The organism is Pelomonas dachongensis, assembly GCF_043555865.1.
In the GTDB taxonomy this organism is placed as follows: domain Bacteria; phylum Pseudomonadota; class Gammaproteobacteria; order Burkholderiales; family Burkholderiaceae_C; genus Pelomonas; species Pelomonas dachongensis.
Genome location: NZ_JBIGHY010000011.1, coordinates 56221 through 76450, shown reverse-complemented (window position 1 = coordinate 76450; position 20230 = coordinate 56221). Strand labels below are relative to the sequence as shown.

General features: G+C 68.6%; 22 protein-coding genes. 12 read left to right on the top strand and 10 right to left on the bottom strand.

Features of this window, described 5'->3' with window-relative positions:
• Nucleotides 1-48: 48 nt before the first annotated feature.
• The 9 genes from ACG02S_RS23070 (at nucleotide 49) to ACG02S_RS23030 (ending at nucleotide 8652) form a co-directional block, all read left to right on the top strand.
• Entirely contained in the window at nucleotides 49-1311 is a 1263-nt protein-coding gene (locus tag ACG02S_RS23070) for an efflux RND transporter periplasmic adaptor subunit (RefSeq protein WP_394472851.1), read from the top strand.
• Complete coding sequence (locus tag ACG02S_RS23065; protein WP_394472850.1) at nucleotides 1308-2006, top strand: ABC transporter ATP-binding protein; 699 nt, start codon at nucleotides 1308-1310, stop codon at nucleotides 2004-2006. Before ACG02S_RS23070 ends, ACG02S_RS23065 begins: the two co-directional genes overlap by 4 nt.
• Nucleotides 2007-2021: 15 nt before the next feature.
• Nucleotides 2022-3191, top strand: coding sequence for an ABC transporter permease (locus ACG02S_RS23060; RefSeq protein WP_394472849.1), 1170 nt, complete (start codon nucleotides 2022-2024; stop codon nucleotides 3189-3191).
• 2 nt (nucleotides 3192-3193) lie between these two features.
• Nucleotides 3194-4513, top strand: coding sequence for an ABC transporter permease (locus ACG02S_RS23055; RefSeq protein WP_394472848.1), 1320 nt, complete (start codon nucleotides 3194-3196; stop codon nucleotides 4511-4513).
• 52 nt (nucleotides 4514-4565) lie between these two features.
• Nucleotides 4566-5315: a CPBP family glutamic-type intramembrane protease gene (locus tag ACG02S_RS23050; RefSeq protein ID WP_394472847.1), complete on the top strand. Its 750-nt coding sequence runs from the start codon at nucleotides 4566-4568 to the stop codon at nucleotides 5313-5315.
• The gene (locus ACG02S_RS23045) at nucleotides 5312-6262 is read left to right on the top strand and encodes a DUF481 domain-containing protein (protein ID WP_394472846.1); all 951 of its coding nucleotides are present in this window, start codon (nucleotides 5312-5314) and stop codon (nucleotides 6260-6262) included. Before ACG02S_RS23050 ends, ACG02S_RS23045 begins: the two co-directional genes overlap by 4 nt.
• 144 nt (nucleotides 6263-6406) lie before the next feature.
• The gene (locus ACG02S_RS23040) at nucleotides 6407-6559 is read left to right on the top strand and encodes a hypothetical protein (RefSeq protein ID WP_394472845.1); all 153 of its coding nucleotides are present in this window, start codon (nucleotides 6407-6409) and stop codon (nucleotides 6557-6559) included.
• 128 nt (nucleotides 6560-6687) lie between these two features.
• Complete coding sequence (locus tag ACG02S_RS23035; RefSeq protein WP_394472844.1) at nucleotides 6688-7563, top strand: DUF4394 domain-containing protein; 876 nt, start codon at nucleotides 6688-6690, stop codon at nucleotides 7561-7563.
• 192 nt (nucleotides 7564-7755) lie between these two features.
• The gene (locus ACG02S_RS23030; protein ID WP_394472843.1) at nucleotides 7756-8652 is read left to right on the top strand and encodes a hypothetical protein; all 897 of its coding nucleotides are present in this window, start codon (nucleotides 7756-7758) and stop codon (nucleotides 8650-8652) included.
• A 42-nt stretch (nucleotides 8653-8694) separates the two neighbouring features.
• Here the strand turns inward: ACG02S_RS23030 and ACG02S_RS23025 are convergent, their stop codons facing one another.
• Nucleotides 8695-9447 carry a hypothetical protein gene (locus ACG02S_RS23025; RefSeq protein WP_394472842.1) on the bottom strand — a complete coding sequence of 251 codons (753 nt, stop codon included), beginning with the start codon at nucleotides 9445-9447 and terminating at the stop codon, nucleotides 8695-8697.
• A 254-nt stretch (nucleotides 9448-9701) separates the two neighbouring features.
• Between ACG02S_RS23025 and ACG02S_RS23020 the strand changes: the two genes are divergently transcribed.
• The 3 genes from ACG02S_RS23020 to ACG02S_RS23010 all read left to right on the top strand — a co-directional run bounded on the left by ACG02S_RS23020 (nucleotide 9702) and on the right by ACG02S_RS23010 (nucleotide 14167).
• Entirely contained in the window at nucleotides 9702-12224 is a 2523-nt protein-coding gene (locus tag ACG02S_RS23020; protein ID WP_394472841.1) for a mechanosensitive ion channel family protein, read from the top strand.
• A 96-nt stretch (nucleotides 12225-12320) separates the two neighbouring features.
• Complete coding sequence (locus ACG02S_RS23015) at nucleotides 12321-13064, top strand: hypothetical protein (RefSeq protein WP_394472840.1); 744 nt, start codon at nucleotides 12321-12323, stop codon at nucleotides 13062-13064.
• A 2-nt stretch (nucleotides 13065-13066) separates the two neighbouring features.
• Nucleotides 13067-14167, top strand: a complete 1101-nt coding sequence (locus ACG02S_RS23010) for a hypothetical protein (RefSeq protein WP_394472839.1) — start codon at nucleotides 13067-13069, stop codon at nucleotides 14165-14167.
• 3 nt (nucleotides 14168-14170) lie between these two features.
• Here the strand turns inward: ACG02S_RS23010 and fliR are convergent, their stop codons facing one another.
• From fliR to fliJ, 9 genes are all read right to left on the bottom strand, one after another.
• Nucleotides 14171-14935 carry a flagellar biosynthetic protein FliR gene (fliR, locus tag ACG02S_RS23005; RefSeq protein WP_394472838.1) on the bottom strand — a complete coding sequence of 255 codons (765 nt, stop codon included), beginning with the start codon at nucleotides 14933-14935 and terminating at the stop codon, nucleotides 14171-14173.
• Entirely contained in the window at nucleotides 14936-15205 is a 270-nt protein-coding gene (gene fliQ / locus ACG02S_RS23000) for a flagellar biosynthesis protein FliQ (protein ID WP_394472837.1), read from the bottom strand.
• Nucleotides 15206-15212: 7 nt separating this feature from the next.
• Nucleotides 15213-15956, bottom strand: coding sequence for a flagellar type III secretion system pore protein FliP (fliP, locus tag ACG02S_RS22995; RefSeq protein ID WP_394472836.1), 744 nt, complete (start codon nucleotides 15954-15956; stop codon nucleotides 15213-15215).
• Nucleotides 15949-16269 carry a FliO/MopB family protein gene (locus ACG02S_RS22990; RefSeq protein WP_394472835.1) on the bottom strand — a complete coding sequence of 107 codons (321 nt, stop codon included), beginning with the start codon at nucleotides 16267-16269 and terminating at the stop codon, nucleotides 15949-15951. The genes fliP and ACG02S_RS22990 overlap by 8 nt, the downstream gene beginning before the upstream one ends.
• An 87-nt stretch (nucleotides 16270-16356) precedes the next feature.
• Nucleotides 16357-16800, bottom strand: coding sequence for a flagellar motor switch protein FliN (gene fliN / locus ACG02S_RS22985; RefSeq protein ID WP_394472834.1), 444 nt, complete (start codon nucleotides 16798-16800; stop codon nucleotides 16357-16359).
• Nucleotides 16790-17794 carry a flagellar motor switch protein FliM gene (gene fliM, locus ACG02S_RS22980; protein WP_394472833.1) on the bottom strand — a complete coding sequence of 335 codons (1005 nt, stop codon included), beginning with the start codon at nucleotides 17792-17794 and terminating at the stop codon, nucleotides 16790-16792. The genes fliN and fliM overlap by 11 nt, the downstream gene beginning before the upstream one ends.
• A 16-nt stretch (nucleotides 17795-17810) precedes the next feature.
• The gene (locus tag ACG02S_RS22975) at nucleotides 17811-18407 is read right to left on the bottom strand and encodes a flagellar basal body-associated FliL family protein (protein ID WP_394472832.1); all 597 of its coding nucleotides are present in this window, start codon (nucleotides 18405-18407) and stop codon (nucleotides 17811-17813) included.
• 125 nt (nucleotides 18408-18532) lie between these two features.
• Nucleotides 18533-19744, bottom strand: a complete 1212-nt coding sequence (locus ACG02S_RS22970) for a flagellar hook-length control protein FliK (protein WP_394472831.1) — start codon at nucleotides 19742-19744, stop codon at nucleotides 18533-18535.
• A 3-nt stretch (nucleotides 19745-19747) separates the two neighbouring features.
• Nucleotides 19748-20200 (bottom strand): flagellar export protein FliJ, encoded by a 453-nt coding sequence (fliJ, locus tag ACG02S_RS22965; protein ID WP_394472830.1) that lies wholly within the window; start codon nucleotides 20198-20200, stop codon nucleotides 19748-19750.
• Between the last annotated feature and the right edge of the window lie 30 nt (nucleotides 20201-20230).

The window sequence follows — 20230 nt, the reverse complement described above, 5'->3', positions numbered from 1 at the left end:
CAGCCTTGTCTGTGCAGAATCCGCCCAGTTCCCAACCTGGGTGGCAACTTGCAGGAGCGCGTCATCGATACCGGATTGCTGAAGGAGCTGCGCATCGACGGTGCGCACCGTGAGGACCCTGGCGGCGGCCCGCCGAGATGGGTCTGGGGCGTGGCTGCCGGCGTGGTGGTCCTGGCGCTGGCGGGCGGGGCGGCCTGGTGGCTGGTTGCGGGCAACAAGCCGGTCGCCGTGCAGACCGTCACCGCGCGCGCCAATGGTCAGGGCGCCGCTGCCAACGCGGTGCTGCAGGCCACGGGCTACGTGACGGCGCGCCGCATGGCCACCGTGTCCGCGCAGATCACCGGCACGCTGATCGAGGTGCTCATCGACGAAGGCTTCAAGGTGAAAAAAGGGCAGGTGCTGGCCCGGCTCGATGACACCGGGCTGAAGGCGGGCCTGGCTGCAGCCGAGGCGCAGGTTCGCACCGCAGAGGCCAACCTCGGCCAGGTGCGCGCGCAGCTCGCCCAGGCGCAGGCCGACGAGCGCCGCCAGGCGGAGCTCAATGCCAGCGGTATGACGACACGGCAGTCCCGCGAGCAGGCGGCGACAGGCGTCAAGACCGTGGCGGCTCAGCTGGACGCGGCGCAGCGCCAGGTCGAAGCGGCGCAGGCCCAGGCCCGCATCGCGCGTGTCAACTTCGACTACGCCACCGTGCGTGCGCCGTTCGACGGCGTCGTCACGGCGCGCGCGGCGCAGGTCGGCGAGATCATCTCGCCGTTGTCGGCCGGCGGCGGCTTCACGCGCACCGGTGTGGGCACCATCGTCGACATGGACTCGCTGGAAGTGGGCGTGGACGTCAACGAGGCCTACATCGCGCAGGTCAGGCCCGACATGCCGTGCGAGGCAGTGCTGGACGCCTACCCGGACTGGAAGATCCCGGCGCACGTGGTGGCCGTCATCCCCAGTGCCGACCGCGGCAAGGCAACCGTCAAGGTGCGTGTGGCGCTGGAGCAGAAGGACGAGCGCGTCGTGCCCGACATGGGCGTGCGCGTGAGCTTCCTGGCGGCCAAGCCGAAGGTGGAGGCCAAGCCGGTGCCGGGCGTGCTGGTGCCGCCGGAGGCCGTCCGGATGGAGGACGGGCCTGAGCCGGCCAAAGGCAATGCGGTGGTCTATGTCGCGGCTGACGGCAAGGCCCAGCGCAGGTTGGTCAGGTTGGGAGGCGAGGTCGGCAAGTTCCGGCTGGTCACCGAAGGTGTGAAGTCGGGCGAGACGGTTGTCGTGTCGCCGCCCGTCGAGCTGAAAGACGGTTCCAACATCATGAACAAGGAATGAGCATGAGCGCATTGATCGAGGTCCGCGACCTGTCCAAGGTCTACACGCGCGGCAAGCAGAAGGTGGAAGTGCTGCACCACATCGACCTGGATGTGCAGCAGGGCGACTTCCTTGCGCTGATGGGCCCGTCGGGCTCGGGCAAGACCACGCTGCTGAACCTGATGGGCGGGCTGGATGCGCCCAGTGGCGGCTCCATCAGCGTCGGCGGCGAGCGCATCGACCAGCTCAGCGGTGGCGCGCTGGCCAAGTGGCGCGCGTCGCGCGTCGGCTTCGTGTTCCAGTTCTACAACCTGATGCCCACGCTGTCGGCGCAGAAGAACGTGGAGCTGCCGCTGCTGCTGACCAAGCTGTCGGCGGCCGAGCGCAAGAAGCGCGCCGCCATTGCGCTGCAGCTCGTCGGCCTGGCCGACCGCGCCTCGCACAAGCCCACCGAGCTGTCGGGCGGCCAGCAGCAGCGCGTGTCCATCGCGCGGGCCATCGTCAGCGACCCGACGCTGCTGGTCTGCGACGAGCCCACCGGCGACCTGGACCGCCAGTCAGCCGAGGACGTGCTGACGCTGCTGCAGGCGCTGAACCGCGAGCACGGCAAGACCATCGTCATGGTCACGCACGACCCGCGTGCTGCCGCGCGAGCCAGCCACACGCTGCACCTCGACAAGGGCATGCTGGTGACTGAAGCCCAGGCCCACGCCTGACGCCGGGAGGCTCGCATGAAATACCTGCACCTCATCTGGGCCGCGCTGTTCAGGCGCAAGGGCCGCACCTTCCTGACGCTGGTGTCCATCATCACGGCCTTCCTGCTGTTCGGGCTGCTGGACGCCGTGCGCGTGGGCTTCGACCAGGCGGGCAAGAGTGCCAACGGCGCCCAGCGCCTGCAGACCGGCGCCCGGCTCAGCTTCATCCAGCTGCTGCCCATGTCGCTGGGCGCGCGCATGACGCAGATCGATGGCGTCAAGGACGTTGCCTTTGCCAACTGGTTCGGCGGCGCTTACCAGAAGCCCGAGAACCAGGTCTTCAGCTTCGCTGTCTCGCCCAACTACCTCGACGTGTACCCGGAAATGGAAGTTTCTGCCGCGCACCGCAAGGCCTTCGCCGAGACCAAGGACGGCGCGCTGGTGGGCGAGGGACTGGCCAAGAAGTTCGGGTGGAAGGTGGGCGACCAGGTGCCCATGCAGTCCACCATCTTCCCTGACCGCAACGGCAGCCAGAACTGGCCGTTCAAGATCGTCGGCATCATCCATGTGGCCGACAAGAAGACGGGCGCCTGGTACGACCAGATGTTCCTGCTGAACTGGAAGTACTTCGACGACACGACGCCGTGGAACAACGGCCAGGTGGGCTGGTACGTGACCCGCGTGAAGGACGTCAACCAGGCCGACCGCGTGCTGAAGGCCATCGACGCCCTCTCCGAGAACTCCGATCACGAGACCCGCACGCAGACCGAGGCCGCCGCGATGTCCGCGTGGATGCGGCAACTGGCCGACATCAACCTCATCGTCACTTCCATCATGGGCGCCGTGTTCTTCACGCTGCTGCTGCTGGCCGGCAACACCATGATGCAGGCGGTGCGCGAGCGCACCGGCGAGATCGCGGTGCTGAAGACGCTGGGCTTCTCGGGTGGCAGCGTGCTGTCCATGGTGCTGGCCGAGTCGGTGCTGCTGCTGCTGATCGGCGGCGTCATCGGGCTGGGGCTGGCCAGCGTCATCGGTCCCGCGGTCAGCGCAGGCAGCGGCGGTGCGCTGAACCTCCCGGCGGCCGGCCTCACGAGCTGGCTGATGGGTGCGGGCCTGGCGCTGCTGTTCGGCCTGCTGGTGGGCGCATTCCCGGCCTTGCGGGCGATGCGCGTGAACATCACCGATGCACTGGCCGGGAGGGCATGAGCATGAAACAGTTTTTCAAGAACCTGGGGCTGGTGCTGCTCGCCCTCGTGCTGCTCGGTGCCTGGGTCATGCTGCCCTGGCAGGGCGCGCTCGTGCTGGCCGTGCTGCTGGCGGTGTGGATGGGGCTGTTCCGCAGCGGGGCGCAGGCGCGCTCCGTCACGTCGGTGGGCATCAGCACCTTGCCGCAGCGGCTGGGCTCGTCGGCCGTCATCGTGGTGGGCATTGCCGGCGTGGTGGGCGTGCTGGTTTCGCTGCTGGCGATGGCCGAGGGCTATGCGCGCACGCAGCGCAATTCCGGGAGCCTGGACACCGCCATCGTCATGCGCGGCGCCTCCGCCAATGAGGTCTCGTCGTCGCTGAGCCGTGAGGACATCGTGCAGATCGAGCAGGCGCCCGGCGTGGCCAGGAACGCCAAAGGCGAGGCCATCCTGTCGGCCGAGACCGTGGTGGCCGCCAACCTGCCGGTGAAGGACAGCCCCACCGGCGACACTGGCAGCGCTCAGGTGCGCGGCGTCAGCGAGGCGGCCTTTGCCGTGCGGCCCAACGTCAAGGTCGTGGAGGGCAGGACTTTCCAGCCCGGGCTGCGCGAGATCATCGTCGGCAAGGGTGCGGTGCGGCAGTTCGACGGCCTTCAGCTCGGCGCGACGCTGAAACTGGGCAATCAGCCCTGGACCATCGTCGGCATCTTCGCGTCGGGCGACGCGATGGAGTCCGAGCTGTGGGCCGACGCCAACGTCGTCAACGACGCCTACAAGCGCGGCGGCGGCCGCAACTCGGCCACGGTCAAGCTGGAGAAGCCCGAGTCGATCCAGGCCTTCAGCGCCGCGCTGGAAGGCAACCCGCAGCTCAAGGTGAAGGCCACGACAACGCTCGAGTTCTTCTCCAAGCAGGGCGAGCAGATGACGAAGGTGCTGCGCATCATCGGCATCACGGTGGGTGCCATCATGGCCGTGGGCGCGGTGTTCGGTGCGCTCAACACCATGTTCGCCGCCGTGGCCACCCGGGCGCGCGAGATCGCGACGCTGCGCGCCATCGGTTTCCGCGGCCTGCCGGTGGTGGTGGCCGTGATGCTGGAGACCACGCTGCTGGCGCTGATCGGCGGCCTCATCGGCGGCGCCGTGGCGTGGCTGCTGTTCAACGGCTTCGAGGCTTCCACGATGTCGGCCGGCTCGGTCGGCAAGCTCAGCTTCAACCTTGCAGTGTCGCCGCAGCTGCTGTGGGAAGGCATCAAGTGGGCGCTGGCCATCGGCTTCGTCGGCGGCCTGTTCCCGGCGGTGCGGGCGGCGAGCCTGCCGGTGACGACGGCGTTACGCGAGGCCTGACTCGGGTACAAGGTCGAGGTGGCAGCGTCGCCACGCCGCTCCAGTCGTCGCCATGCCCACGCCTTTTGCGCCCAGCGCCGCGCCCGACTTCCCGTTCTACAACGGCCAGCCCGTCGCCTTGACCGGGCGGGCCTGGGCGCTGGTGCTGCTGGCGGTGTCGCTGGGCCTCGCATCGCTCTACCTGCCGCTGCCCGCTGGGCACTGGCGCCTGGTGCCGGCGCTGTTGTTCCCACTGATCCCGCTGCTGGCGCTGCGGGCGGTGGCGGGCCCTTTGGCGTTGCCGGCGCTGTTCCGGCGACTGTCGGCGCGCGACGTGCTGCTGGCCGCCGGCATCGCGATGCTGAATGTCTTCGTGACCTTCGTGGTGGGCGCAGCGGTGGCCCACTGGTGGGGCACCAGCGCGAACCCCGCCATCAACGCACTCGGCCAACAGGGTGCGGCCGACACGGTGCTGTTTTTCGCCGCCTCCGTGCCGCAGCTGCTGGGCGAGGAGTTGCTGACCATGCTGCCACTGCTGGCCCTCATGGCCTGGTTCACCGGCCGGCTGGGCTTGTCGCGTCACCGGGCTTTGGTATGGGCCTGGCTGCTGTCGGCGCTGCCGTTCGCGCTGGCCCATCTGCCGACATACCAGTGGAACCTGCTGCAGTGCCTGCTCGTGATCGGCAGTGCGCGGCTGGTGCTGAGCCTGGCCTATCTGCGCAGCCGCAACCTCTGGGTGTCAGCGCTGGCGCATGTGCTGAACGACTGGATGCTGTTCGGCATCGCGCTGACGCTGGGCGCGCTGACGGCTCGGCCGGCATGAGCAGACCGCAGTGGCAGCCGTCTCGGGCGCTGCTCGTGGCGCTGGCCACAGGTGGCCTGTGTCTGGCCGCGCACGCGCAGACGCGGGGCTGGCTGCGCTACGGCGACGGCAACCTGCTGTCCGGCGAACTGGTGTCGCAGCAGGCAGCCGGCGGCGTCTTCAAGGCCGACCGGTTCGGGCTGCTGAACTTCTTGGCGGCAGAAGCGCGGTTCGAAGCTGCGGCTGCACCGGCCGTCGTGGCACCCCTCGCGTCCCTAGCCGCAGCCGCCCCGGCTCCTTCGGGCTGGTTGCCAGCGACCTGGTCCGTGGGCTTGTCGGGCTACTGGCAGCGCGACGAGGGCAGCATCACCAGCGACCTGGGCATCGACCTCAATGCCCGCTGGCAGCGTCCCCGCGACGAGGTCCAGCTGAGCCTGTCGACCGACTACAAGGTGGTGGACGACCAGGTGGACCGCAACGAGCAGACTGGCAGCGTGCGCTGGATGCACACGCTGAATTCGCCCTGGTTCGGCGTCGCCCGTTTGCAGGCCCGGCGCAGCACCTTCACGCTGGACCCGCTGCCCACGCTGGATTACTTGTTGCTGCAGGCCACCGCCGGTGCAGGCTGGCGCAAGGACTGGTCGCCGCAGAGCTACAGCCTAGTGGCGCTGGGGCATGACCGCATCACGCTGGACCTGCTGCGCCGCGATGTGACGGTGCGCACGCATGCAACATCGCTGCTGGTCGAGAACAACCTGCGGCTGTGGCCGCGCGTCACGCTGGCCAACACGCTGTACGTCTACCGCTGGGCGGACGGCAGCACCGGCATCGACAGCCAGGCCGAGGTCAGCTACGACCTGTCCGACCGTGTCAGCGTGGGCCTGCGCCACGAGTACCGGCGCAACGCCGTCAACCTGACCCTCGGGACCTACAACCGGTTGAGCCTCACGACGACTGTGGGCTTTTGAGCGCCTCCCGCAGCGGGACGGTCGCTCAGGGCACGCCGAGGTCGAAGTGGGCCGCACCGCGAGCCTACTTGGCGCGGCCCTGGGCCAGGCAAACGGGTTCCGGGAGGGCATGAGCATCAAGCAGTTTTCAAGAACCCAGGGTTGGTGCAGATCGCCCTCGTGCCGCTCGGTGCCTGGGTCATGCTGCGCTGGCAGGGCGCGCTCGTGCTCGCCGTGCTGCTGGCGTTTTGGAGGGCGCTGCTCCCGGCGGTGCGCGCGGCGAGCCTGCCGGTGACGACGGCGTTGCGGGCGGCTTGACGGCGTACCGGCGCAGGGCGTGGTGGACCCTCGATTCGAGGGGGTGCGTGCCCCGGCGGCTGTGTTTGGGCACGCTGGGTGCCATGGGGGCGCGGGCGTTCGCCCCCACCTCAACCCAGGAGCCTTTCATGACTTCGACCTTTCGCGCCGCGCTTGCCGCTGCCGCCGTCCTCGCCTGCGTCACGTCGTCCCAGGCGGTCACGCTGATCGGGCTGAACAGCCAGAACCAACTGAGCCTGATGGACACCGCCAACATCAGTGGCGCCGTCAACATGGACATCACCGGCCTGATGACCGGCGACCGGCTGGTCGGCATCGACATGCGCCCGAAGGACGGTCTGATCTACGGCGTCAGCCTGGCCAACCAGATTTACACGGTCAGCGAGACGACCGGCGCCGCGACCTGGGTCGCCGCGCTGTCCAGCCCGGTCGTACAGGGCAACCTCAGCTACGGCATCGACTTCAACCCGGTCGCGGACTTCGGCACGGCGGCCTCGCTGCGGCTGGTCAGCTCGGCAGGCGACAACTTTGCCGTCAATGCGTCCACCGGCGTGGTCGGTAATGCCGCCAACACCATCGGCAGCAATTACACCGGCGTCGCCTACACCAACAGCAGCCTGATGCCCTCGGCCGCGCCGGCCAGCACGGCGCTGTACTACATCGATTCAGCCACCGACACGCTGGCGTTCGCCCCGACCGCCTTCAACACGCCGACCATCACGACGGTGGGCGCGTTGGGCGTGGACGTGCTGCGGGCCAACGGCTTCGAGATCACTGGCGACGGTCAGGCGTTCGCAGCGCTGAATGTCGACGGTCCGTCGCTGGTCACCGGCATTTACAGCATCAACCTGGGCACTGGCGCCGCCACGCTGGTGGGGACGTACAACGGCACGTTGTCCGGCCTGACCGTCAGCGCCGTGCCGGAGCCCAGCACCTACGCCATGATGGCCCTCGGCCTCTTCGGCATCGGTGCCTTCGTCCGTCGCCGCCGCGACCGCGCTTGAAATCAGCGGACCCGCTGATGCGGGTCCGCTGAACGCCGCCAGCAACCGCACCAGCACCGACGGGATCGGTGTCGGCACAAGCGCTTGCGCGGCGGCCTTGCGGACTCGCCTGCGCATGACGTTCGGTCATCGACCGCGGACGCTGCAGAATCCCGCCGGTCGGCGATTGGCGCCTCTGTCGGGAAAAAGCACTTGAAACATCTCGCCTGCATCGTCGCGCTGACCTGCTGCAGCCTGGGCGCATGGGCTCAGGAGCCCGCGAAGCCGCCCGTCGTCGCGCTGGTTGCCGCGGTCGGCGATCAGATCGACATCGTTCGCCAACGCGAGCGCACAGGCACACACCGGGAGCCGTTCAGCCGCAAGAGCTTCACCCTCAACGGCCGTGCGCTGAACATGGCGATCCTGAAGGGTCTGGACCAGGCCATAGAAGAGGCGGAGCCGCAGGCCCAGCGCGTGTTGCTGGCCTGGACGGCACCCGCGCAAACCCAGCAGCAACTCGCCGAAGCCGACGGCAAGGAGCGCGAAGCCATCACGTTGGCGGCGCTGAAGCAGCACCTGCAGTCACTGCCGGCGCGCGCCGGGTGGGACCGCATCGAGGCGATCCTGCCAAGTTACTTCTACTCGAGCGTGGGCGGCATGGGCCGCAAGCTCTCCGGGTTGGGCTTCTATGTGCAGCCGCTGGACAAGGGCGCGTCCGTGCAGCCCTGGGATTCAGATGGCGAAGCCCTCGACAGCGAGACGCCCGACCCGGATCCGGCGGGCGGCTCCAGCCACAGGACCGTCGACCCTAACACCGGCGAGACGGGCCGCTCGCTGACGTACGTGGCCACCTACATGTACTTCCAGCGCGTCACGCTGGATGCGCGCACGCTGGAAGTGGTGAGCCGCAAACGTCAGCTGGACAACGTGAAGTACGCCGACCCGAAGGCCACCGCGCTCGACGTCGGCGACCAGATTCCCTTGCGGGTAATGACATCCAAGCTGCTGGACCTTGCCGAGCGCTCGGCGTACACGTCGGTGCGCGGCAAGTCGCAGATCAACGTGACCGCGCCGCGGCCGGTGGAGCCTGGTGCCAGCGCGGCGCGTTGAAGCCCGGGTCTCATGCGGGCACTGCCGCAGCGAGCGCCCGTCTCAGAAACCCATTTCCACGAAGAGCTGCGGGCCGCTGAACCGGTAGTCCACCTTGCCCTGGATGTCGCCGCGATCCGCGCGCAGCTTGTAGTCCACATGGCGCAAGCCGCCGCCCAGCGCGAGGTGGGGCGTGGCGCGGTAGACCAGGTTGGCCTGGCCGTTGAGCAGCCGGCCGTCATAGCCGCGGTGATTCAGCGAGAAGAAGTCCGCCCGCCATCCCAGCATCCAGTCCGGGCCGAAGGCCCAGCTGCCGTAGGTACCCACAGTGGGCAGCGGGACCGTGGCGTCCTTGTCGGCGCGTTGCACGGACGCCGACGAGCCCGACACACTGACGCTGCTCTGCATCGAGATCTCGAACCTTGTCACGTGCACGCCCGCCACGACACCCATCTCCAGTGAGGGTGTGTGCAGGAAGGAGTAGCCGAGGCTGGCGCGGCCCACGTCAGAGCGCAGCCGCGAATCGACGGCGGCGCTGACCGGGAAGGTCTGATCGTCGAACCTGACGTTCTCGTCCAGGGTGGCGCGTCCGGTGCGATCCAGCGTGAAGTACTCCAGCTCCAGCCGCCAGCGCTGCGACCACCGGGCGCCCAGGTTCAGCGCGGGCAATGTCTTCTTCTTCGGCATGCCCAGGCGCTCGAAAGCGAAGGCCGTACCCTGCGCGCCCGAGCTGGCGTCGTCGATGCGGACCTGCGTGTTGAGGTCCGCGCGAAATGCCTCTGCACGCAGCCACACGGTCGGCTGCGTCGCTTCCATGCCTGCGGCTTGCACGGCGGTGCACGAGAACAACGCGCATGCAGCGGTTGAAATGCGTCGACCGGGTTGCCAGGCAGAGCAGGGCATGTTGGCTCCTGAAGCAGTGTGCGCAGATTCTGCATTCATCTCGGCGCTGCATGTGTAAGACAGAATGCAACGCACACTCAAGGACTCGTCAGGAATCGCATGCAGTTGATTGTCTCGGCGGCCAGCATGTTCGTTGCGGGCTCGACGCTGAAGCGGCGGGTCGTCCGATGACGGGTGTCGGTGGCGGGTTGCTTGAACGGGGCCGTGTCACCCAGGCCCTGTACCTGATCCTCGTCCTGTTCCTCTGCGTGCTTGGCCTGGCATTCCCCGGCGAGGTGCGGGCCGATTCGCCCGCCACCGCGGCATCGGCACCGGCCACCGGCGCGGCGCGCGTGCCTGTCACGCCGGCCGACATCCTGCTGCTTGCCGCCCAGGACCAGCGCTTCGCCGACCGTCTGCGCCGCCAGCTCGCACGGCCCGATCCTGCCCAGGACCTGCTGGCTTCGCTGGCAGCGCTCGATGCCTCGGTGGAGGAGAAGCTGCGCGCCTTTGGTGCCGACGCGCTGGCCGAGTTGCCCATCGCGCGGTTGGAGAGCCTGGATCGGCACTGGAAGTTCGACGCCCGGCGCTTCGCACAGTGGCAGGCCGATGCGCAGCGCAAGCTGATGCCCTTCGACGACGCTGCGGCCCAGGTGGCACGGCGTCGCCAGGTATGGGAGGCCACGCGGGCGTCAGCCGTGCTCGACCAGTTGCCCCCCGCGATGCTGGAGCGCGTGGACGTGGTGCTGGCCGCGCTGGACCAGGTCCGGCAGGACCTCGCCGCGCCGCTCGCGCGGCAGGTCGAGCTCAGCCGGCGCGCCGATGCCCTGGCGGCTCAGATCGAGACGGGCAGCGCCGAGGTGGAGGACGCGATCGCGCTGATCGACCGACGTCTGCTGGCCGTGGACGCGCCGCCGCTATGGGCCTTGCCCGCCCGCGCAGCCGCCGCACCTGAAGGCGAGGAGTTCTCGCGTGGCATGGAGATCGAGGCCCAGTTCGCGCGTGATTACGTGGCGGCAGCGCCGGTCAACCGCCGCGCACTGCTCGTGCTGCAACCGTTGCTGCTGATGCTGATGCTGCTGGCGCGTCACCGCAGCCGGGACTGGCCGGCCGATGCCAGCGACGACCGGGCGGCGCTGCACCGGCCGATCGCGGCCTGGCTGCTGCTGTCGATGATGTCCGTGCTCGTGCTGGAGCCCGAAGCGCCGTTGTTGGCCCATCAAGTCGCACTGCTGATCGCGCTGGTGCCGTTGCTGCGCCTGCTGCCAACCCGGCGCCAGCCGGTGCTGGACCACTGGCCGCTCGTTGCCGTGGGACTGTACGTACTCAACTTTGCTGCCCTCGTGCCATCTGCCACCGGCATCGGTTATCGCTTCGTGCATCTGGGCCTGACGCTGCTGGCGCTGGGGCTGACGCTGTGGCTGTTGTGGCGCTCGCACCGTCCGGTTCATGACCCGAGCGCGGCGCGTGCGGTGCGCGTCGCGCGGGCGGCGGCGTGGTGTGCCGCCGCGCTGCTGGGCACGGCGCTGGTGATGAATGTGGTGGGCAATGTTTCACTGGCGGACATGCTGCTGGGTGGGGTCATCGAGAGCGGCTACTTCGGATTGCTGCTGTATGCCACCGTGGGCGTGGCGCGGGCGCTGCTCCGCGCGCTGCTGGACGAGACGTTTCTGCAGCCGCTGCCGCTGTTGCAGCGGCACTCCCGTCAGCTGTTCGGCATGCTGTCGCGTGCCCTGGTGGCCGGTGCAGCAGTGGGAGGGCTGGCGTATGCGATGACGGCGTTCCGCGTCATGCGGCCGGCACAGGGGGCCTTGACGGCGATGCTGGGCTATCACTTCGAGGTCGGCGAGATCTCGGTGAGCCTGGGTGACCTGCTGGTGTTCGCGCTGTCGGTGCTGATCGCATGGTGGGTGGCGCGCGCCGTGCGCCAAGTGCTTGGCGAACAGTTGTCGGCGCGGCCGTCACTGCCGCGGGGCGTGGCCAACAGCGTGGCCTCGCTGAGTTACTACGCGGTGCTGCTGCTGGGCTTCCTGCTCGCGCTGTCGGCGGCCGGCTTCAAGGTCAGCCAGCTGGCGCTGGTATTTGGCGCGCTGGGGGTGGGCATCGGCTTCGGGCTCCAGAACATCGTCAACAACTTCGTCTCTGGCCTGGTGCTGATGTTCGAGCGCCCGCTGCGCCCGGGCGATGTCGTGGAGGTGGCCGGCGCTGCGGGCCGGGTTCAGGCCATCGGCATGCGGGCCACCATCATTCGGACCTTCGATGGCGCCGAGGTGGTGGTGCCGAACGGAACGTTGTTGTCCAGCAGCCTGACGAACTGGACGCTGGTGGACCATTCGCGCCGCATCGAGATCGAGGTCGGCGTCGTGTACGGCACCGAACCGGCGCAGGTGCTGGCGCTGCTGCAGGCGGTGGCGCTCGCCACGCCGGGCGTGGCGGCGCAGCCGGCGCCGAGCGCGTTGATGAAGGGCTACGGAGACAGCTCGCTGGACTTCGTGCTGCGTGCCTGGACGACGGACTTCGACAACTGGACGAGCATCCGCAGCGCGATGCTGGTCAACGTCAACACGGCGCTTGGCGAGGCGGGCATCCAGATCCCTTTCAACCAGTACGACCTGAATCTGCGCAGCGTGTCGGGTGAGGCGCTCGCCGTCCTGCGTCCTGAACCGCCCGGCGCCTTGCCCGACGTCGAGCCGCTGGCGCCGTCTCGTTGAGCCCGTGCGTTGCGCAACCACGACGCCGGCGCGCTTACCATCCGAACACCCCCGCAGCGGGCGGTCTCCTCATGCAACCCATAACGGAGCAATGACATGGCAACACAGCAACGACAGTGGGCCGGACTGCTGAGCAGCATTTGGCTCGCCTGCACCAGTGCTCAAGCCCAGACGCCGCCCGATTTGGCGGATCTGGTCGGCGCACGCGGCGCCGGAGGTGAGACCCAGATGCAGGCCCGGGGCTACCAGCAGGTGCGCGCGGCGCTGGTACGCGACCAGTCGTGGACCTTCTGGTGGAGTGATCTCCAGCAGGCCTGCGTGTCCATCGCGACCACCGACGGCCGTTACGCTTCCATCAATCGCATCCCTGCGCAGAACTGCAAGCCCGGCGGTCAGGCGGGTGATGCGAGGCCGCAGCCCCAGAAGCCTGATGACCTCACGCTGGTCTGCTATGGCCAGGGCGAGCATGCGGTCTTCTCCAGCCATTCGGGCTACGAGTGGAATGACAAGCGCAAGCGCTACGAGCCCACGCAGCGGGTCGAGTCGGCCAGCGAGCAGTTCCAGACCGGCGTGCAGTTCGAGTTCCGTGACGGCAGCGGGCGGGTGCACCTGGGCGAGAAGATGATCCCGCCGCTGAACTCCGGCGGCCGTGACGGCTGGTGGCAGTTGGAGGACTTGCAGATGACGCCTGAGCGCATCACCGCCAAGTACCGCGTCAGTGGGCTCAACCGCCTTAGTGTTGACATCGACCGCCGCACGGGCTTCGCCGAGATCAAGGGCCGGCCGGGCTTCAGTGGCAAGTGCGACGTGGGCGACTGGGGTGCCGGCAGGCGCTTCTGAGGATGACGACCTGCGCCGCCCCGACTTCCACACTGGCGGTTCGCCTGACGACGTTGTTGTGGGCTGCGCTGCTGTTGTGCTGCCTGGCCGGCCTGCCCGTGCTGCTCGGCGTTTCCTGGCTGCTGCTGCCGTTGCTGGCCGTGCCGGCGGCGCTGCTGGCCTGGCCTCTGGTCTGGCTGTGGCGGCGGCTGTCAGGCACGGCCCGCGCGCGAGGCTGGCGCCGCATCTGGCTGTGGACGGTGCTGGGGTTGTGGCTGCTGCTGTGCGGGCTGGCCGCCGCGCCGGTTTACTACCTCGCCATCGTCACCGAGACCCGGCCGGCCCTCGTGCCCACCGTGACGCTGACCAACGGGCCGCGGACGGTGGTGATGCAGGGCATGCAGCACGTCGGTTCAGAGCGCTTCTACCAGGCGGTCATTTACGACCTGGAGAAGGCGCTGACGGATGGCTATGTGCTGGCCTACGAGGGCGTGTCCGACAGCGATGCCGAAGCCGATGCGTGGTTTCGCGACACGATGAGCCACGGTAAGGATCTTGGCAGCAGCTACCGCGAGCTGGGCAAGACCTGCGGGCTGAGCTATCAGATCGACTACTTCGGCCCGCTGGTGGCCGATGCGCGGCTGCATCCGGAGCGACACGTGACCATGGACGTGAACACGCGGGCGATGAAACAGGAGTACGACCGGCTGATGCAGGCCAACCCGGCGTTCGCCGCCGCGATGCGAAAGCGCGATGCCGAGCAGTCGGGTGACACCGGCGAGGCGCCCGATGTCCTCAGCCGCTTCATCGCCTGGCAGCAGGGTGGCGACCCGCGCCGCAGCGCGTTGGCCGGCACCTTGTGCCGGGGCGTCATGACGCTGGTGCTGGGGAGGTCGGGTGGCGGAGAGAGCGACGACTTGAATGCCGTGGTGCTGGACTTCCGCAACCGGCATCTGGCTGCCGAACTGCTGGCGGACCAGCGGCCGAAGATTTACCTGACCTATGGGGCGGCACACCTGCCCGGCGTCATGGCGCTGATGAAGCGCGAGCCCGGCTGGAAGGTGGCGTCGGTCAAGTGGATGCGCACCATCACGGCGCCGGATCACCTGGAAGGGCAGTTGTAGGCGCTAGCTGAACGCCGCCAGCAGCCGTTCCAGCGCCACCGTGAACGGCGTTTGCATCAGCGGCAGCGTGGCCACCATGCCGATCAGGCCGACGCTGACGGTCAGCGGGAAACCGACCGAGAAAACGCCGATCTGCGGTGCCACGCGCGAGATCACGCCCAGCACCAGGTTGACGAACATCAGCATGGTGATCAGCGGCAGCGCGATCCACAGCCCGATGTTGAAGATCTCGGCGCCCCAGCGCTGCGGCTGGATGGCACGCAGGAAGGCAAACGGCTCGGCGCCGACCGGGAACGCGTGGAAGCTCTGCACCAGCGCGTTGATCAGCAGCAGGTGGCCGTTGATGGCGATGAACAGGAACGCGACCATGCTGCCGAAGAAGCGCGCGCTCGCCGTGCCTTGCGCGCCGGTGCCCGGGTCGAAGAAGCCGGCGAAGTTCAGGCCCATCTGCAGGCCGATGATCTCGCCGGCGAACTCCAGCGCCGCGAACACGATGCGCACCGCAAAACCCATGGCCAGACCGATCAGCAACTGCTGCGCCACCAGCAGCGTCAGGCCCGGCAGCGAGTCCAGCGGCGTGACGGGCATTTCGGGCAGCGACGGCTGGGCGGCCACCGAGATGAACAGCGCCAGCCCGATGCGCAGCCGCAGCGGCACGTTGCGCTGGCTGAACGTCGGCATGCCGGCGAACAGCGCCAGCGTGCGGATGAAGGGCCATAGCAGCGGGTTCAACCACGCCAGCAGCTCGGCTTCGGTGACGGAAAACATCTAGCCAACGACGGTGGGTATGGCCTGCAGCGTGCGCTGGATGTACTCCACCAGCTCCGTCAGCATCCAGGGCCCGGCGATCAGCAAGGTGACGATGGCCGCGACGACCTTGGGCACGAAGGACAGCGTCGCCTCGTTGATCTGCGTGGCCGCCTGGATCACGCTGATGACCACGCCGACCAGCAGCACCACGATGAGGATGGGCGCGGCCACCAGCATCAGCATGTACAGGCCTTGCTGGCCGAAGGTGAAGACTTGTTGGGCGTCCATGTCGGGGTCAGGTGGCAAACGATGCGGCGAGGGAGCCAAGCAGCAGGTTCCAGCCGTCCGCCAGCACGAACAGCATCAGCTTGAAGGGCAGGGCGACGAGCACGGGCGACAGCATCATCATGCCCAGGCTCATCAGCACGCTGGCCACGATCATGTCGATGACCAGGAAGGGGATGAAGACGAGGAACGCGATCTGGAACGCGCTCTTCAGCTCGCTGGTGACGAAGGCCGGCACCAGCACCTTGAACGGCACGTCCTCGGCCTTGATGCCCGGGTCCAGCTTGGCCAGGCGCGAGAACAGCGCCACGTCGGCCTGGCGGGTCTGCTTCAGCATGAAGCCGCGCATCGGCACCTCGGCGCGCTTCAAGGCCTCATCGAACTGGATCTGGCCGGCGCTGTAGGGCTGCCAGGCGTCGGCGTAGACCTTGTCCAGCGTCGGGCTCATGACGAAAAAGGTCAGAAACAGGCTGAGGCCGATGATGACCTGGTTGGGCGGTGCGGCCTGCGTGCCCAGCGCCTGGCGCATCAGGCTCAGCACGATGGCGATGCGCGTGAACGCCGTCATCATCAGCAGCACCGCAGGCAGGAAGCCCAAGGCGGTGAAGAACAGCAGCGTCTGGATGGGCACCGAGTAGCTGCTGCCCCCGCCGCCCTGGCCGACCAGCAGCGGCAGCGTGGCCGGCGGGGTCTGCGCCTGGGCGAGCGCGCCGCCTGCGGCGAGCAGCAATGCGAAACCGAGGAACTTACGCATCGCCTTGCTCCTTGCGCAGCAGCTTGGCAAAGCTCGCCGGCGGCACCGGCTCTGCCTGCGGCGGCATTACGTGCAGCGTGGCGATGCTTTGCGCGGTGGCGCCCAGCACCAGCCAGCGGCGGTCATCACCCTGGCCGACCTCGACGACGAGCAGGCGCTGGTTGGGCGCCGTGGGCAGTTGCGCCACGACGCGCAGCACGCCGGTGGCCGCCGAGCCGCCGATGGGCGTGCGCTTGAGCAGCCACAGCGCGACCGGGATCAGCGCGACGATGCCGAGGAACCAGAGGAAGGGGAGCAGGCCGGAAGCGTTCATGCCTCGGCATTCTGCGGAGCGACTTGAGGTGCCGAACCCGACAAATGGCGGCTAAAAACCGCCCTTGTCCGTTGACTGGTGCTGCGGTCAGGCGGCCTTGCTGAGGCGACGCATGCGCTCAGACGGCGTGACGATGTCTGTCAGCCGGATGCCGAATTTGTCGTTCACCACCACCACCTCGCCCTGGGCGATCAAGTAGCCGTTGACCAGCACGTCCATCGGCTCGCCGGCCAGCGCGTCCAGCTCCACGACCGAGCCCTGGGCCAGCTGCAGGATGTTCTTGATCGGGATGCGGGTGCGGCCCAGTTCAACGGTCAGCTGGACGGGGATGTCCAGGATCATGTTGATGTCGTTGCCAGGCCCCACGCCGGTGGTCGGCGTGAAGTTGGCGAAGCTGGGCGTGGAGACCTGCTCCGGCTCGGCCATCACCTCGGACGCGACGGACGGCGCGGGCGCGGCCTCGGCCAGCGCCGCGGCCCATTCGGCCGCCATTGCGTCTTGTTCTTCTTGGCTGGGTGAATCAGGACTCATGTTTGGCTCCCAGCCAGCTCTCTTGAGAGCCGGTCAGCATCTTGTCGATCTTGAGGGCGTACTTGCCGTTGGAGGTGCCGTAGTGGCATTCGAAAACGGGCACGCCGTCCACCTTGGTCTGGATCATCGGGTCCAGGTCCAGCTCGATGAAGTCGCCCGGCTTGAACGCCAGCAACTGCTCGACCGTGGCCGGCGCGGTACCCAGCTCGGCCACCAGCTCGACCTCGGCGTCCTGGATCTGGTGCTTCAGCAGGTTGATCCAGCGGCGGTCGGGCTCCGAGGAGTCGCCGACCGTCGTCGAATACAGCACATCGCGGATGGGCTCCAGCGTCGAGTACGGGATGCAGAAATAGATGGTGCCGCTGGTCTCGCCGATCTCCAGCGTGAACGATGTCGACACGACGATCTCGCTCGGCGTGGCGATGTTGGCGAACTGGGGCTGCATCTCCGAGCGCTGGTACTCCAGCTCCAGCGGATAGATGCCCTTCCAGGCCTTGTGGTACTCGGCGAGGATGACCTCGACGATGCGGGTGATGACGCGCTGCTCGGTGGGCGAGAAGTCGCGGCCCTCGATGCGCGCGTGGAACTTGCCGATGCCGCCGAATAGCGAGTCGATGACGGCAAACACCAGCGTCGGGTCGCAGACGATCAGCCCCGAGCCGCGCAGCGGCTTCACCGAGACGATGTTGAAGTTGGTCGGGACGACGATCTCGCGCAGGAAGGCCGAGTACTTCTGCACCTTGATGCCGCCGATGGCGACTTCCGGGCTCTTGCGGATGAAGTTGAACAGGCCGACGCGGATGTTGCGCGCGAACCGCTCGTTGATGATCTCCATCGTGGGCATGCGCCCACGGACGATGCGTTCCTGGCTCGCGAGGTTGTACTCGCGGATGCCACCAACCTGCTCCTCCTCCTGCTCGAGCTTCTGGCTCTCGCCGGTGATGCCCTGGAGCAGCGCATCGACTTCGTCTTGGGAAAGGATCTGCTGATTCATGATGTTGAATCTGCGGTCACTGCACGATGAAGTTGGAGAAGAGCACCTGCGTCACCGGGCTCTCGACCTGCACCTTCTTCTTCTTTTTCTTCTTCTTGGGCGCGTCGGCCGGCGGCTCTTCCTCGTCTTCGTCTTCCAGCTCGATGCCCATGGGGCGCACGGACTCGCGCATGATGTCCTTGGCGAGCTTCTCCTTGCCCTCGCGCGTCAGCAGTTCGGCGGCGGTCTTGTGCGACAGCACCATCAGCACGTTGCTGCGGATGGCGGGCATGTAGGCCTTGATCTGCTCGGCGAACTTGGGGTCCTCGACCTCCAGCGTGACGCCGATCTGCGCGAAGCGGTCCACGTCCTTGTCGGCCAGGTTGACCGTGAAGGGGTCCAGCGGCACAAAGGTGGGCGGGTGGTCGCTCTTGGGCTTGGCCTTGGCCTTGGGCGCGTGGGTCTCGGCCTCGGCACCGTCCTCGCCTTCTTCGACGGGCTTCTTCTTCAGCAGCAGCAACGCCGCACCGCCGCCGAGCACGACCAGCAGCACCACGGCCGCGAGGATGATGATCAGCTTCTTGTTGCCGCCGCCCTTGGGCGCGGCGTTGTCGGCAGCTGGCGCAGTGGCCATGAAAGCTCCTTGAACGTCCCGGCCCACCACGCAAGGTGGGCAACTCTTCGCCTGATTATTGACCCGGGACCCCGGACACAACCGCCGATTAGGTGCGCCGGGGCGGGGCTATTCCCGCTTCAGGCTCAGGCGAATGTGTCGAGCAGGCCCACGCTGCGGCGCGCCGGTGCCGCGGCAGCGCTGCGGGCCATGTCGCCATCCCCGCTGAGGTCGCCATTGCCGGCGGCCCCGGCACCGGCCGGTGCCTCGCCCGAACCGTGACCGTTGTCACGCGCGGGCTGCTGGAAGACGCCCCCGCCAGACAGCGTCAGGCCCTGGCCCTGCAGCGCGGCGGCCAGCTCGGGAAGGCTCTGCTCCAGCGCAGCGCGCGTCTCGGCCTGGGCCGCGTGGAAGGACACCTGCGCCTGCGAGCCGTCCACGACGATCTGCACGGACACCGGGCCCATGTCGGCCGGATTGAGCTGCAACTGCGCCTGCTGCACGCCGTCGACGGCCAGCAGGCTGATGCGGCCGGCCATCTCGGGCGCGAACGCCGGGCTGTGCAGCGGCGCGTGCAAGCGGCTTTCAGTGACTGCCGGGCCGGCGTCGGGCCGGGCGGCGTTGGCGGGCAGCGCCTGGGCCAGCACCGCGGCAAAGCTGGGGGGGGCGGCCTCGGCGGGCGGGGCATGCGGCTGGGCCTGGGCCTGGGCCGCGGTGGTGCTCGCCTGGGTGGCGTCGGTGTCGCGGCGGGCGGCGGCGTGGTCGGCGCGCAGTTCGGCGGCCTTGGCGCGCGCTGTGGTGGTGGTGTCGGCGGGGCGGCCGGTGGAGGCCGTCTCGTCGTCGTCCTGCGCGCGGATGGCACCCACGGTGCGGCCGGAGGTCGCGTCATCGGCCTTGTCGGCGGCAGCGCGGGTGCCGCGAGGGGCGGCGCCGGCGGCGGTCGCGGCCTCGGCGGGGCTGGCGGGGGGCGTGGCCGGCGCGATGCCGATCAGCTGTGTGAACTCGCTGAGGCCGTCGGTGGCGGGCGCATCGTCGTCGGCCGGCTCAGCGGCGTCCTGGGCCGCCACGGTCTTGGCGTCGGAGTCGGCTGGGGCTTTGGTGGCGGCCTTGGCATCCGGCTCGGCGGATTTGGCGGTTTTGGCCGGCGGCGTGGCCTGCGCGGCCTTGCGCTGCGCGTTGGCCGGTGCCGGCGCCGCCTCGGGAGCGGCAGGCTTGGGTTCGGCTGGCGGTGGCGCGGCCTGCACGTTCAGGAACTGCGCGAAGCTGGGGCCGGCGCTGGCCGGGTTGGCCGCCGCGGGGGCCGGCATGGCCGGCGGCAGGGCGGCGGGCTTGGGGGCGATGGACGGGGCGGTGTGCATGGCTCAGACCGGCGCGTGCTGGTGGCGGCGCAGGTGGGCACGCGCGGCAAACTCGTCGGCGGCGCGCTGCTCTCGGCGCTCGTCGGCTTTGGCGGCCTCGGCCTGGCGACGCGCGATCAGCTGGCGCAGCGCGGCGACGCGCAACTCGGCCTGGCGCAGGGCGTCGCGCGCACGCACCTGGCGCTGGTCCGCGTGGTTGACGACGTGGCCTTGCGTGTCCACGGCTTGGTCCAGCCGCTGGCCGAAGCTCTGGTAGCAGTCCACGATGCTCATCGTCGTGCCCTGCGCAAAGCTCTGCGTCCAGCGCTGCTGGTACTCCTGGCGGTAGCCGGACAGTCCGTCGCGCTGGGCGCGGGCGGTCTGCGCCTGGGTGCTCGCCGCCTGCAAGGCCTGCGCCGCGGCGTCGCGCTCGGATTCGGCACGTTCCAGCAACAGGATCAGCGTAGATGCACTCATTCAAGACTCCAGCTCGGCACCGGCCGGACG